Here is a 13,464-nt window from a genome sequence, read left to right on the forward strand (position 1 = left end):
TCGTCGCCCGGTCACGAGGACGTCGGGGTGTCCGTCCCTGTCGTCCTGGCAGGACGCCACCGGTGGGTGTCCTCGTGGAAGTGGTGGACGGGGCCGGAGCCGGAACCGACCCGGAGCTCGTCGGCCCGCAGGAGAGCGCCGGTGAGCCAGGTCTTGGCGGCCGCGACCGTCGCGGGCCAGCCGGTGTGCCGGGGGTACAGGGCGGCCAAGGCGGAGCTCAGGGTGCATCCGGTTCCGTGGGTGTTCCCGGTGTGGACGCGGGGTGCGCGGTACACCTCCTCGTGGTCCCCGTCGAGCCACAGGTCGAGAGCCTCTTCGGACCCGGTGAGATGTCCTCCTTTGAGCAGGATCCGCCGGGCGCCGTATCCGTCGCGCAGGAGCCGGGCCTGGATGCGCATGCCGTCGAGGTCGGTGGCCTGGGGGTGGCCGGTGAGGACGGCGGCTTCGGGCAGGTTCGGGGTGATCACGTCGGCGTGGGGGAGGAGCATGCGTACGGCGTCGACGGCGTCTTCGGCGAGCAGTCGGCTGCCGCTGGTGGCGACCATGACCGGGTCGAGCACGCGGACGGTGTCGGCGAGGGGACCGGTCAGGTAGGTGCCGACGGCATGGGCCAGGGCGGCCGAACCGAGCATCCCGATCTTGACGGTGTCGATGCGGACATCGGCCAGGAGCGTGTCCAGTTGGGCGCGGACGAAGTCGACCGGGATCTCGTGGACGCCGGTGACCCCGGTGGTGGCCTGGGCAGTCAGGGCGGTCAGCACGCTGGTGCCATAGGCGCCCAGGGCGGAGAAGGTCTTCAGGTCGGCCTGGATCCCGGCGCCGCCGGAGGGATCCGATCCGGCGATGGTCAGGGCGACCGGGGGAGGGGTCGTCGGTGCGGGATGCATGGGGAGATTCTGACCCGGTGACCTGCCCGGCGAGGGATTTCCGGGATATCGATCTCAGCGAAGGCGTTTATCGCAGTTTAAAGTTCCTATTTCCCACTTTTTGAAGAAGTCGGTCGTTTGAAGCGAATATTCGTATAAACCGACATACAGTTCGGCAGGAGTGAGTTCTTGATCTTCACAAAGAAAGGTGGTGACCGTAGATGACCATCAGTTGGGGAATCCTCGGTTGGATCGTGCTCGGCGGTATCGCCGGGTGGATCGCCAGCAAGATCATGAAGACCGACGCCCAGATGGGTATCGGCCTGAACATCGTGGTGGGTATTCTCGGCGGGCTCCTGGGCGGTTTCCTCCTGGGAATCTTCGGGGTCGACGTCGCCGGAGGAGGACTGATCTTCAGCATGCTGACCGCCATCTTCGGCGCCGTCGTGCTCCTGTGGATCGTCGGCCTGATCTCAGGGCGACGCCGCTGACCCACGCACGCCAGCAGGACCTCGCGCAGGCGCCTGCCCCGACCGGGACCCGTCAGAGCATCCCGGCCAGGGCGGGTGCCTGTGTCGTCCTCCCGATCTTCGACACCGGCCCCCGGGCCTCATCAACCCAGACGAAGCGCTCCCCCGTGCTTCTCCTGGAACGATCGAATACGTTGTGAGACAGCTGAACCGAACGTCCAGGCCGATACCGCCGACCGAAAGGGCCAGCACGATGGCGAACTACCGCACCGAGAACCCTGCCACCGGAGAAGTGCTCCGCACCTGGGACACCCTCGACGACTCCGCCGTGGACGCGGCCGTCGAACGAGGACACGACGCCCGACGCGGCTGGAGCGACACCCCGCTCGCCGAACGCGCAGCACTCCTCGCCCGGGTCGCCGACCGCTACGCCGAACGCACCGACGAACTCGCCGACATCATCGCCACGGAAATGGGCAAACCACACGCCCAGGGAGTCGGCGAAATCGGCCTGGTGGTCTCCATCTACCGGTACTACGCCGAACGCGCCACAGAACTCCTCGCGCCAGAACCCCTGCCCGCCCAGGGATCGCAGAGCTCGATCGTGCTGAAAGAACCAGTCGGACTGCTCCTGGGCGTCATGCCCTGGAACTTCCCCTACTACCAGGTCGCCCGCTTCGCCGCCCCCAACCTCCTGGCCGGGAACACCATCCTGCTCAAACACGCCTCCATCTGCGCGCACTCCTCCCAACTCATGGAAGAGATCTTCACCGAATGCGGGCTCCCCGCCGGGGTCTACCAGAACGTCTTCGTCGACAGCGACCAGATCAGCACGATCATCGCCGACCCCCGCGTCCGCGGAGTCTCCCTGACCGGCAGCGAACGAGCCGGACAGGCCGTGGCGGAGACCGCCGGGAAACACCTGAAGAAGAGCGTCCTGGAACTCGGTGGATCCGACGCCATGATCGTCCTCGGCGGTGACATCCGGGCGACCGCCAAGACCGCCGCGCGCGCCCGGCTCAGCAACGCCGGGCAGGCCTGCAACAGCCCCAAACGGATGATCGTCCTCGACCGGCACTACGACGAATTCGTCGACGAACTCACCCGGGCCGTCGCCGCGCAGGTCGTCGGCGACCCCCACGACCCGAACACCCAGGTAGGGCCCCTGTCCTCCCAGGAAGGCCTGGACACCCTGCTGGAACAGGTGCAGGACGCCGTCGACAAAGGCGCCACCGTGCACACCGGCGGCGACAAGGCCTCCAGCGAAGGCGCCTACATGCAACCGACCGTGCTCACCGGCATCACCGACCGGATGCGCGCCTACACCGAAGAACTCTTCGGACCCGTCGCGATGGTCTTCCCCGTCTCGGACGTCGACGAAGCCGTCGAATTCGCGAACTCCTCGGACTTCGGGCTGTCAGGGTCGGTCTGGACCGACGACCTCGACCTCGCCGAAACCACCGCCCGCCGACTCGACGTCGGCATGGCCTATGTCAACGAGCACGGCACCAGCTTGGCCGGCCTACCCTTCGGCGGTGTCAAACGCTCCGGCTTCGGCCGTGAGCTCGCCCAGTACGGCATCGACGAATTCATCAACCGGAAACTCGTCCGCGTCGCCCTGAGCTGAGCCTCACCCTGAGCTGAGCCTCACCCTCCCTGCCGGGCGGACGCCCGGGCATCGTCCAGCTCGTACGCCGACAGGATCAACCCCAGGTGGCTGAACGCCTGCGGGAAGTTGCCCAGCATGACCCCGTTCGCGTCCGACTGCTCGGCGAAGAGCCCCAGGTCCCCCGGCAGGGACACCAACCGGTCCATCAACGCCTCCGCGTCGGCCAGACGCCCCATCCGGGCGTACGCCGTCACCAACCAGAAACAACAGATCAGGAAAGGATCCTCCGCGCCGGACAGGCCGTCGACGCCGCTGGACGTGCGATAACGCAACACCATCCCGTCCCGCAGCAGATCCTCTTCCACCGCCTGCACCGTCGCGACGAAACGCGGATCGGTCGCCGAACAGAAACCCACCACCGGCAACAACAACAACGAGGCGTCGACCTCCTCAGTGGCGTCGTGCTGGACGAAACACCCCCGGGTGGGACTGACCCCGTGCGCATCCACCTCGGCCCGCACCTGATCGCGGACCCGCTGCCAGGTCGCCACGTCTCCGGTCGCCGGGAGATCACCGGCCTCGACCGCCCGCAACGCGATATCCATCACCACCCACACCATCACCTGCGAATGAGTGAACCGCCGCAGCGGCCCCCGGATCTCCCAGATGCCGTTGTCGGCCTCACGCCAGTGCCGGGCCAGGTCGTCGACCAGCTCGACCTGCAGACAGGCCGACAACGCCGACTCGTGCACCCCCGCCCGGCGCGCCTGCTCCAGGGCGATCATCACCTCACCGAGCACATCGGTCTGCCGTTGGTCGACCGCGCCATTGCCGATCCTGACCGGCCGTGACCCCGCATAGCCGGGGAGATGGTCGAGGACCCGTTCCGGCAGGTCGAAACCGGCGTCGATGCGGTACATGATCTGCATCCGGGTCGGATCGCCCGCCACGGCCCGGATCAACCAGTCCCGCCACAGCGCGGCCTTGTCCCGGAAACCCGCCCGCAACAAGGCCTCCAGGGTCAACGCCGAATCACGCAACCAGCAGTACCGGTAGTCCCAGTTCCGTTCCCCGCCGATCTCCTCGGGCAAGGAGGTCGTCAGCGCTGCCACCATGCCACCGGTACGGGCATGGGTCAGATGACGCAGCACCAGCAAGGAGCGCCGCACCTGCTCCCGATAAGGACCCTGGTACTGGCACAGGTCCACCCAGGACGAATCCTCGGCGACCTCATCCTCGATGGACCGGGACAGATCGACCGGACGGCCCGGCGGACGATGCGACGCCTGCCAGGTCAGATGGAAATCCATCACCTCCCCGGCCCGGACGACCAGGACGTCCCGGCACACCCCGTCGTCGTCGACGACCGGCAGCCGCGGGCCCCGCAAAGTGAACCGATCGGGGCCGCACACCGCCACCAATGCGGTGTCGCCGTGCAGTTCCCGGGTCTGTACCAGCGGCATCATCCGCCCGTACCAGGGACGCACCCGCCACTCGTGCCGGATCCGCATCTCACCGCGGACACCCTCGATACGACGCAGCACATCGGCCCGCTTGCTGCCCTCGGGCATCAGATCGGTCACCCGCACCACGCCGGTGTCGGTCTCGTGCACCGTCTCCAGGACGAGACTGTCCGGCAGATAGCGGCGTGAGGTCCGGGCCGGGGCCTGGGGGCTGAGCAGCCACCGGCCGTGCTCCTCGGTGCCCAGCAGGGACGCGAAACAGGCCGGACTGTCGAAATTCGGCAGGCACAACCAGTCCAGCGAACCCTCCGGGGAGATCAACGCGCCGGTGTGGCGGTCCCCGATGAAGGCATAGTCCTCGATGGCGGTGGTCATGGGGTCCTCTCCACGATGCAGGTACGACAGCCGACCGGTGGACGACACATCGGCGGCTCAGGGACGGGGGGATACACCCCTCAGGTCAGGTCCACCACGACCGGGGCGTGATCGCTGGCACCCTTGCCCTTACGCTCCTCACGATCGACGAAGGCGCCGGTCACCCGCGCGGACACCGCCGGGGAAGCCAGGGCGAAATCGATCCGCATGCCCTGCTTCTTCGGGAAACGCAACTGGGTGTAGTCCCAGTAGGTGTAGACCCCCGGCCCCGGACAGTACGGCCGCACCACGTCGACGAAACCGGCCTCGACGATCCCGGCGAAGGCCTCCCTCTCCGGGACGCTGGTGTGCGTCGTGTCCCGGAAGAGTTCCGGATCCCAGACGTCCTCGTCGGTGGGCGCCACATTCCAGTCGCCCATCAGGACGACCGGGGCCGCGGCGTCCTCGGCGAGCCAGCCCTGCCCGGCGCGCCGCAGCGCCGCCAGCCAGTCGAGCTTGTACCGGTAATGCGGATGATCCAGCCCCCGGCCGTTCGGGACGTACAAGGACCACACCCGCACCCCGCCGCAGACCGCACCCAAGGCGCGTGCCTCGGCGACCGCATCGGGCTCACCCCAGGTCGGCATCTGCGGGAAACCGACCTGGACGTCGTCGATCCCGGCCCGGGAGATCAAGGCGACCCCGTTCCAGTGGTTCAGGCCGTGACAGGCCACCGCATAGCCGGCGTCCTCGAACGGCTGCCGCGGGAACTGGTCGTCCTTGCACTTGGTCTCCTGCAGGGCGAGGACGTCGATCTCGTGGCGGTCCAGCAGCGCCAGCGCCCGCTCGAACCGGCTCCGAACCGAGTTGATATTCCACGTCGCGATACGCACATTCCTCAGCGTAACGGTGCCCCCGTCCGGGGGACGCAGACCGCAGGAGGAGACAGTCAGTTGCTTTCCAGGACTGTCGTACAGAATGATTCGTGCAGATGCCACCCTTCCGCCGGGCGTGGACGGCGGCGAGTCATGCCGCCCGGTAGCCCCGAAGCGTGCCGGGCGTCGTACCCACCGCTCTCATCAGTGCATCGCCGCTGAGCGGGGTCGGAACTGTCAGGACAAGGCAAGGACGCCGCCGGTGACGACGCACGCCATGACAGTTGATCTACCTCCAGACCGACGAGAGGGACCGACCATGAGGCGGCAACTTCCCAACCCTGTCGAACTCTTCGAACTGATGACCTTCAAGAAGCCGGAATTCAACGGCAGGAAGCGCAGGCTCGAAGCAGCCCTGACGATCTACGACCTCCAACGCATCGCCCGGCGACGCACCCCCAGGGCTGCTTTCGACTACACCGACGGCGCCGCCGAGGGCGAACTCTCCCTCGCCCGAGCCCGTCAAGCCTTCGAGGACGTCGAATTCCACCCCGACATCCTCAAGCCCGCCGAGCGGGTCGACCTGTCCACCCAGATCCTCGGCGGACCCTCCGCGATGCCCTTCGGGATCGCCCCGACCGGTTTCACCCGACTCATGCAGACCGAGGGGGAGATCGCCGGGGCAGGCGCTGCCGGGGCCGCCGGCATCCCCTTCACCCTGTCCACCCTGGGCACCTCCTCCATCGAAGAGGTGAAAGCCGCGAACCCGAACGGTCGCAACTGGTTCCAGCTGTACGTCATGCGCGAACGGGAGATCTCCTACGCGCTGGCCAAACGTGCCGCCGCCGCAGGTTTCGACACCCTCATGTTCACCGTCGACACCCCCGTCGCCGGAGCACGCCTGCGCGACAAACGCAACGGATTCTCCATCCCCCCGCAGATCACCCTGGGCACCGTCGCCAACGCGATCCCGCGGCCGTGGTGGTGGTACGACTTCCTGACCACTCCGAAACTGGAATTCGCCTCGCTGTCCTCCACCGGCGGCACCGTGGGTGAACTCCTGAACTCCGCGATGGACCCGACCATCAGCTACGAGGATCTCGCCGTCATCCGCGACCTGTGGCCCGGCAAGATCGTGATCAAAGGCGTGCAGAACGTCGAGGACTCCCGGCGGCTCGTCGACCTGGGCGTCGACGGTCTGGTGCTCTCCAACCACGGCGGACGCCAGCTCGACCGGGCACCGATCCCCTTCCACCTGCTCCCGCAGGTCGTCCGGGAGGTCGGCCGGGACGCCACCGTCATGATCGACACCGGCATCATGAACGGCGCCGACATCGTCGCCTCCGTCGCTCTCGGCGCCAAGTTCACCCTGATCGGGCGGGCCTATCTCTACGGTCTGATGGCCGGCGGACGCGAAGGCGTGGACCGCACGATCGAGATCCTGCGCAGCGAGATCGAACGCACCATGCAGCTCCTCGGCGTGGCCTCGCTGGGCGAACTCGAACCCAGGCATGTCACCCAGTTGCGTCGGCTGGTGCCCACGGCGATCTGACCTCCGGTGACGCGGCGGGCCGGTCGCCACGTCCGGAACCGGCCCGCCGCAGCCCCGGCGGGATAGTTTTCTCACCATGACCACCGCACTGATCACCGGGGCCAGCGCCGGCATCGGACGCGCCTTCGCCCACCGGCTGGCCGCCACCGGACACGACCTCGTCCTGGTCGCCCGGGACACCCCCCGCCTCGACGCGCTCGCCGCCGACCTGACCCGGGTCCACGGCGTCCGCTGCGAGGTGCTGACCGCCGATCTGGCGGACCGTGCCGACCTGGGCCGGGTCGCGGACCGGCTGGGAGTCGAGGGCGAAGACGCGGTCGACCTGCTGGTGAACAATGCCGGATTCGCTGTGAAGACATCCTTCTTCGACTCCGAGATCGCCGACGAGGAAAGACAGTTGGCGGTGCTCTGCCAGGCCGTCCTCGTCCTGACCCATGCCGCCGGGCGGGCGATGAGGGCCCGCGGGCGCGGACACATCCTCAACGTCTCCAGCGTGGCCTCCTTCGTGACCATGGGTACCTATTCGGCGTGCAAGGCGTGGGTCACGACGTTCACCCAGTCGACGGCGGTGGCGCTCACCGGCAGCGGGGTCGGGGTCACCGCGCTCTGCCCGGGGTACACGCACACCGAGTTCCACGACCGGATGGGCGTGCGGATGGACGGTATCCCCGAGGTGCTCTGGCTGGACGCGGACCGACTCGTCCGCGACGCCCTGGCCGATGCCCGGGCCGGGAAGGTCATCAGCACACCGGGCATCGTCTACCGTGCTGCCGAGATCGTCACCGGGATGATGCCGCGCCGCGTCGTCCAGGCCCTGTCCTTGGCGTTGAGTGAGGAACGAGGCCGCCGCTCGGACCACAGGACGGCCCCGCCCCGCCAGTAGGGTGGGCGGTGTGACCGATGTCAAGAGCCGACTGCTCGCACTCGTCAAGGACCAGGCCGTCGTCCACGGCCGGGTCACCCTGTCCTCCGGGAAAGAAGCGGACTATTACGTCGACCTGCGTCGCATCACCCTCGACGGGGCCGCGGCTCCGCTGGTCGGCGAGGTGATGTTGGACGTGGTCGCCGACCTGGACTTCGACGCCGTGGGCGGACTCACCATGGGGGCGGACCCGGTGGCCACCGCGATGTTGCACGCGGCGGCCGCCCGGGGTCGTCGGTTGGACGCCTTCGTGGTGCGCAAGAGCGGGAAGGCGCACGGTCTGCAGCAGCGGATCGAGGGGCCCTCGATCCGAGGCCGTCGGGTCCTGGTGGTCGAGGACACCTCGACGACCGGTGGTTCCCCTCTGACGGCTGTGGAGGCCTGCCGGGAGGCCGGCGCCGAGGTCGTGGCCGTGGCAGTGATCGCCGACCGTGATTCCGGTGCCGCCGAGCGGATCTCCGGCGACACCGGTCTGCCCTACCGCTATGCCTACTCCTTGAGCGACCTGGGCCTGGCCTGACCGAGTTCGGCGGCGAGTTCCAACACCTGCCGGGCCGTCTCGGTCGCCGCCGGGACGGCTTCCTCGACGAAGGACACCCTGGTGCGTCGTTCCACCAGGTCCTCGGCCTGGAGTGCGCCTTCGCAGAGCGCTCCGAAGAGCATCTCCGCGCCGGTGGTGGGCACTCCTTCGGCCACCGGTGTCGCCAGCTGCGGGTGACGGGAAGCCAGCTCGACCACTCGCACGGCTTCGGTGCCATAACGGCGTACCAGCCGACGTTCGTAGGGCAGTCGGCTCAACAGCGACCGGTCGGCGGCGCCGATCAGCGGAAGCTGCCGGGTGCGGCTCACGGTGTCCCGGTTCAACCGGGCGGAGACGGCGTCGACCGTCTGCTCGGCCATCAGGCGGTAGGTGGTGAGCTTCCCCCCGGCGATCGTGATCGCCTGGCCGGGCTCGTCGATCAGCAGGTGACGTCGGGAGACGTCCGCAGTGGCGCCTTCTCCGCCCGAGGCCGGCAGCACCAGGGGACGCAGCCCGGCGAAGCGTCCTACGACGTCAGCTGAGGTCAACGGGGTGCTCAAGGCGCTGTTGATGGTGGCCAACAGGAAGGCTTCGTCCTCGGCCGGCACCGGCGGGGCGATGCCGTCGACCCCGGAGGTCGGTTCGTCGGTGAGTCCGATGATCACCAGGCCGTCCGTCTGCGGCATCGCGAAGACGTAGCGGCCGAAGTGCCCGGGCACCGGTGCGGTGAAGATCACCCGGGGGTGTCCCACGGCCGAGGCGCGCACCACGATGTGTGATCCCCGGCTGGGGGCGATCCGTAGACCAGGAGCATGTTCGTCGGCCCAGACCCCGGTGGCGGAGACCACCACTCCGCGTCCTTCCAGCCGTTGTCCGGTGAGCTCGTCGACGAGGGTGAGCCGGTCGGGTCCGAGGTTCTCGGCCCGGCACCGGGTGATCACATCGGCGCCATGGGCGGCTGCCGTGCGGGTCAGGGCGACGACGAGACGTGCGTCGTCCTCGAGCTGGCCGTCGGTGTACACCAGGGATCCGCGCAGTCCGTCCCGCCGCAACCCCGGGGCCATGCACAGTGTTCCGGCCGGGCCGAGGCGATGCGGCGCGGGCAGCACGGATCCGGGTGTGCGGGCGGCGCACCGCATGAGGTCGGCGAACCGGATCCCGACCTCGGCCAGCGCGCCCATCGCCGGTCCGGTGTTCCGGTCGAAGGGGACCAGGTACTGGGCCGATCGGGTCAGGTGCGGGGCGATGGTCGTCATCAGGTGGTGACGTTCCAGCGAGGACTCCCATGCCACGGCGATATCGCCCTTGGCGAGATAGCGCAGTCCGCCGTGGACGAGTTTGCTGCTCCATCTGCTGGTCCCGGCAGCGATGTCGACCTTCTCCACCAGCGCGGTGCGTAGCCCCCGGGAGGCGGCGTCCAGAGCGACACCGGCGCCGGTGACGCCGCCGCCGACGACGATGACGTCGTAATGTTCGTCGGCGAGTCGTTCGAGTGCGCGCAGCCGGGTCGTGGGGGTCAGGTCGGCTGGGCTGCGGAGGGGGTCCGTCATGGTGTGGTCCCGTCGTGTTCTGGCGTGTGAGGGGTCGGCGTGGCCAGGTAGCCGCTGATGAGACGACGCAGTTGGGCCTCGGTGGCCTCCGGTCCGATCTCGGTGCGGGTGATGCCCTCCGCGGTCGCGAAGGGGGTGAGCGCGTGGAGCAGGGTGACGGCGAGGGCGTGGGGGTCGCCGTCGGCGATGGAGCCGTCGGCGAGGCCGCAGCGGATCTCGGGGAGGATCGCCTTCATGAGAGCCCGTTGACTGGAACCGAGGTGGTCGGTCAGATAGGGCTCGAAGAGGGTGAGATCGGCGGTGCGGATGGCCTGGAGCAGGGAGGAACCGGCGATGGCGCGGATGATGCGCAGGCTCATCTCGACGGTGCGTTCCAGCCCGGTGTCGCCGGGCAGGTCGATCCGGGCGTGGTCGACGATTTCCCCGGCTTCGATGGTGACGGCGGACAGGGCGAGCCTGCGGATCCCTCCGGAGCGGCGGTAGAGGGTCACCCGGGCGACGCCGGCGCGGCGGGCCACGGCGGTGGCCGTGGTCCGGTGGAGCCCGACGACGAGGATTTCCTCACGGACCGCCTGGAGTAGTCGTTTCTCGACGTCGTCCTCTCCGGTGGCGGTGACACTCGGCCAGGGGGCGGCTGCGATCTCGGTCACAGGGCCATCGTGCCACGTTCGCTACTCATGAGAAACACTTTGTGCCAAAGTGTTTCTCATGGTTGATGCACTGACGCGTTCCGTCCCCCGTTCGGTGTGGCACGGCTGGGGTGATCCGACACAGGTGCGACCCCTGGCCCCCGCGGCCTGGACCTTCCTGGGAGAACGGTTGGGAGCGGAACCCCAGGCCGTGCCCCGCAAACCGGTGACCATCGGCGAGGTGCGGCTTCCCGAACGTCAGCTGCCCGAACAGGCACGGCTCGAACTGATCGAGATCGTCGGCGGCGACCACGTCCGGGAGGACCGTGACAGCCGGGTGTGCCACGCCGGCGGCAAGAGCTGGCCGGACCTCTTCCGCGCCTGGACGGGCGACGGAAGCGCAGCCCCGGACGCCGTGATCCTGCCCCGGGACGAGGAACAGGTCGGCGCGGTGCTCCAGGTGTGCGCGGACCACCGGATCGCCGTCGTCCCCTTCGGCGGAGGGACGTCCGTGGTCGGCGGGGTGCAATCGGATCTGACCGGACCGGACACGGACCCCGACGAGCTCTTCACCGGAGTGATCGCCCTGGACCTGCGCAGGCTGGACCGGATGCTCTCCTACGACCCGATCTCGCGCACCGCGGTCTTCCAGGCGGGCCTGCGCGGACCCGACGTCGAACAGGCCTTGCGCCCACACGGGATGACCTTCGGGCACTACCCGCAGAGCCACCAGGAGGCCACCTTCGGCGGATACCTGGCGACCAGGTCGGCCGGCCAGGCGTCCACCGGATACGGGCGACCCGACGAACACGTGCTGGGACTGACGATGGTGACCCCGACCGGCACCCTGAACCTCGGCGGCCGATCCCCGGCGTCGGCGGCCGGCCCCCGCCTGCAGGACCTGGTCCTGGGCAGCGAGGGCACCCTCGGGATCATCACCGAGGCCTCGGTACGCGTACACCCGATGCCCACGGTGAAACGTCATGCCACCTGGGTCTTCGAGTCCTACCAGGCCGGCTGCGACGCCTTACGCGCCCTGGCCCAGGACCTCGGCGAAGGCATCATCGCCGATGTGTGCCGTCTGTCCGACGAGGAGGAGACCGAGGTCAACCTGAAGCACGCCGGCCGGGCGGGCCAGGCGCTGCTCCGGTACTGCTCACTGCGCGGGATGGAACACCCCGCGCTGCTGATCCTCGTCTGGGAGGGCACCGACTCCTCCCTGGTGAAGGCCCGACAGAGTGCCTGCGAGGGGGTACTGCGCAAGACCGGCGGCCGATCGGTGCCCTCGGTGGTGGCCAAGGCCTGGGAGAAGCACCGCTTCTCCGGCCCCTACACCCGCGACTACCTGCTGGCCCACCGTGTGCTCGCGGACACCCTCGAGACGGCCACGACCTGGGACCGGTTGCCGGCATTGCACTCCGCGGTCGGCGGGGCCATCCGACACGCCCTGGAACAGGACGGCCGTCGATGCCTGGTCATGTGCCACGTCTCTCACGTCTATGCGGCCGGAGCCTCGCTGTACTACACCTTCGTCTGCCCCGAGAACGACGACCCGATGGGCCAGTGGCAGGCGGTGAAACAGGCAGCCTGCCAGGCCATCGTGACGACCGGTGGCACCATCACCCACCATCACGCCGTCGGACGCGACCACCGCCCTTATGTGGGCGCCGAGTGGGGACAGATCGGGGTGCGCGCGGTGCGCGCCATCAAACAGGAACTCGACCCGGTAGGAATCCTCAACCCGGGCAAGCTGATTCCCGACGAGGCGAAGGATGTGACGTGACACGAAGAGCGGTACTGGTGACCAATCCCACGTCCGGCGGCGGACGTGGGATGCGGTACCGGGAGCGAGTGAACGACGCGCTGACCGCCAACGGCTGGCGAGTCCGATCGGTGTGCAGCAAGAACGCCGACGACGCCGTCCGGATCGGTGCGGAGGCCGACCCCCAGGAATGCGTGGTCAGCCTCGGCGGGGACGGCATGCACGCCCTGGTGGCCCGCGGCGTCGCGCGGAGCGGGGCACTGCTGGCCGCGCTGCCGGGTGGTCGGGGCAACGACTTCGTCCGGGCCACCGGCCAGCCCCTGGACCCGGTGGCGGCCGCGCTCGCGCTCTCCTCGGCGGGCGAACATCGGGTCGACCTGGGGGAGGCCGATGGCACCCCTTTTCTCGGGGTCGTCAGCATCGGTTACTCGGCCTTGGCCTCGCAGGTCGCGGCCGAGTCCCGGGTGCGTGGACCGGGTGTCTACCATGTGGCCGCGGTCCGGGCTTTCTTCGGCGTGCCTCGGGCGGAGTACGTCCTGTCGGTGGACGGGGTGGAGCGCCGTTGGTCGGGTTTCGAGCTGGCGGTAGGTCTGTCCGGGTGGTACGGCGGCGGCCTGCAGGTCTGCCCCGAGGCGCGGATCGACGACGGACTGCTCGACGTCACCATGGTGGCCGGGGCCCGGCGTCATTTCCTGCCTCTGCTGCGACGGATGTTCTCGGGCAGCCACGTGGAGTTGCCTTCGGTGGAGACCTTCCGGGCTGAGCAGGTGCGGGTGAACGGGGAGGGCGAGGTCTACGCGGACGGTGACCGCCTGGGTGTCCTGCCCGTCGACATCAACGTGAGGCCCGGGGCCCTGCGGCTGCTCGTGTGAGAGCTTGCTGCCGAGGGCCC

12 protein-coding genes are annotated in these 13,464 nt (G+C 68.8%); 7 read left to right on the forward strand and 5 right to left on the reverse strand.

Annotated features, from left to right (window positions below; genetic code table 11):
* Positions 1–11: 11 nt before the first annotated feature.
* Entirely contained in the window at positions 12–887 is an 876-nt protein-coding gene (thiD, locus tag AUCHE_RS12555; protein ID WP_006503697.1) for a bifunctional hydroxymethylpyrimidine kinase/phosphomethylpyrimidine kinase, read from the reverse strand.
* 200 nt (positions 888–1,087) lie between these two features.
* Here thiD and AUCHE_RS12560 point away from each other — a divergent pair, with 200 nt between their 5' ends.
* Together AUCHE_RS12560 and AUCHE_RS12565 are read left to right on the forward strand one after the other, a co-directional pair.
* Positions 1,088–1,357 (forward strand): GlsB/YeaQ/YmgE family stress response membrane protein, encoded by a 270-nt coding sequence (locus AUCHE_RS12560; RefSeq protein ID WP_006503698.1) that lies wholly within the window; start codon positions 1,088–1,090, stop codon positions 1,355–1,357.
* A 232-nt stretch (positions 1,358–1,589) separates the two neighbouring features.
* On the forward strand, positions 1,590–2,963 hold the full coding sequence (locus AUCHE_RS12565) for an NAD-dependent succinate-semialdehyde dehydrogenase (RefSeq protein ID WP_006503699.1): 1,374 nt from the start codon (positions 1,590–1,592) through the stop codon (positions 2,961–2,963).
* A gap of 20 nt (positions 2,964–2,983) precedes the next feature.
* On the opposite strand, the gene AUCHE_RS12570 is transcribed toward AUCHE_RS12565, so the two are convergent.
* Together AUCHE_RS12570 and AUCHE_RS12575 are read right to left on the reverse strand one after the other, a co-directional pair.
* The gene (locus AUCHE_RS12570; RefSeq protein WP_006503700.1) at positions 2,984–4,783 is read right to left on the reverse strand and encodes a glycoside hydrolase family 15 protein; all 1,800 of its coding nucleotides are present in this window, start codon (positions 4,781–4,783) and stop codon (positions 2,984–2,986) included.
* 80 nt (positions 4,784–4,863) lie between these two features.
* Complete coding sequence (locus AUCHE_RS12575) at positions 4,864–5,655, reverse strand: exodeoxyribonuclease III (RefSeq protein WP_006503701.1); 792 nt, start codon at positions 5,653–5,655, stop codon at positions 4,864–4,866.
* Positions 5,656–5,956: 301 nt separating this feature from the next.
* On the opposite strand from AUCHE_RS12575, the gene AUCHE_RS12580 reads away from it, so the two are divergent.
* The 3 genes from AUCHE_RS12580 (at position 5,957) to pyrE (ending at position 8,631) form a co-directional block, all read left to right on the forward strand.
* Positions 5,957–7,189, forward strand: a complete 1,233-nt coding sequence (locus AUCHE_RS12580) for an alpha-hydroxy acid oxidase (protein WP_006503702.1) — start codon at positions 5,957–5,959, stop codon at positions 7,187–7,189.
* Between the two features lie 76 nt (positions 7,190–7,265).
* Positions 7,266–8,072 (forward strand): SDR family NAD(P)-dependent oxidoreductase, encoded by an 807-nt coding sequence (locus AUCHE_RS12585; RefSeq protein WP_006503703.1) that lies wholly within the window; start codon positions 7,266–7,268, stop codon positions 8,070–8,072.
* A gap of 10 nt (positions 8,073–8,082) precedes the next feature.
* Entirely contained in the window at positions 8,083–8,631 is a 549-nt protein-coding gene (gene pyrE, locus AUCHE_RS12590; RefSeq protein WP_006503704.1) for an orotate phosphoribosyltransferase, read from the forward strand.
* Here pyrE and AUCHE_RS12595 read toward each other — a convergent pair.
* Both AUCHE_RS12595 and AUCHE_RS15870 read right to left on the reverse strand, forming a co-directional pair.
* Positions 8,601–10,181, reverse strand: a complete 1,581-nt coding sequence (locus tag AUCHE_RS12595; protein WP_006503705.1) for a glycerol-3-phosphate dehydrogenase/oxidase — start codon at positions 10,179–10,181, stop codon at positions 8,601–8,603. The two genes, pyrE and AUCHE_RS12595, sit on opposite strands and share 31 nt — an antisense overlap.
* Positions 10,178–10,831: a TetR/AcrR family transcriptional regulator gene (locus tag AUCHE_RS15870; protein ID WP_006503706.1), complete on the reverse strand. Its 654-nt coding sequence runs from the start codon at positions 10,829–10,831 to the stop codon at positions 10,178–10,180. The genes AUCHE_RS12595 and AUCHE_RS15870 overlap by 4 nt, the downstream gene beginning before the upstream one ends.
* A gap of 58 nt (positions 10,832–10,889) precedes the next feature.
* On the opposite strand from AUCHE_RS15870, the gene AUCHE_RS12605 reads away from it, so the two are divergent.
* Complete coding sequence (locus AUCHE_RS12605; protein WP_006503707.1) at positions 10,890–12,593, forward strand: FAD-binding oxidoreductase; 1,704 nt, start codon at positions 10,890–10,892, stop codon at positions 12,591–12,593.
* On the forward strand, positions 12,590–13,444 hold the full coding sequence (locus AUCHE_RS12610; protein ID WP_040322382.1) for a diacylglycerol/lipid kinase family protein: 855 nt from the start codon (positions 12,590–12,592) through the stop codon (positions 13,442–13,444). The genes AUCHE_RS12605 and AUCHE_RS12610 overlap by 4 nt, the downstream gene beginning before the upstream one ends.
* The last annotated feature ends 20 nt before the right edge of the window (positions 13,445–13,464 follow it).

The organism is Austwickia chelonae NBRC 105200, assembly GCF_000298175.1.
Taxonomy (GTDB): domain Bacteria; phylum Actinomycetota; class Actinomycetes; order Actinomycetales; family Dermatophilaceae; genus Austwickia; species Austwickia chelonae.

Coding starts and splice junctions, on each gene's coding strand:
- AUCHE_RS12605 (WP_006503707.1), top strand. CDS start 10,890: ATGGTTGATGCACTGACGCGTTCCGTCCCCCGTTCGGTGTGGCACGGC.
- AUCHE_RS12560 (WP_006503698.1), top strand. CDS start 1,088: ATGACCATCAGTTGGGGAATCCTCGGTTGGATCGTGCTCGGCGGTATC.
- AUCHE_RS12580 (WP_006503702.1), top strand. CDS start 5,957: ATGAGGCGGCAACTTCCCAACCCTGTCGAACTCTTCGAACTGATGACC.
- thiD (WP_006503697.1), bottom strand. CDS start 887: ATGCATCCCGCACCGACGACCCCTCCCCCGGTCGCCCTGACCATCGCC.
- AUCHE_RS12565 (WP_006503699.1), top strand. CDS start 1,590: ATGGCGAACTACCGCACCGAGAACCCTGCCACCGGAGAAGTGCTCCGC.
- AUCHE_RS12570 (WP_006503700.1), bottom strand. CDS start 4,783: ATGACCACCGCCATCGAGGACTATGCCTTCATCGGGGACCGCCACACC.
- AUCHE_RS12585 (WP_006503703.1), top strand. CDS start 7,266: ATGACCACCGCACTGATCACCGGGGCCAGCGCCGGCATCGGACGCGCC.
- AUCHE_RS12595 (WP_006503705.1), bottom strand. CDS start 10,181: ATGACGGACCCCCTCCGCAGCCCAGCCGACCTGACCCCCACGACCCGG.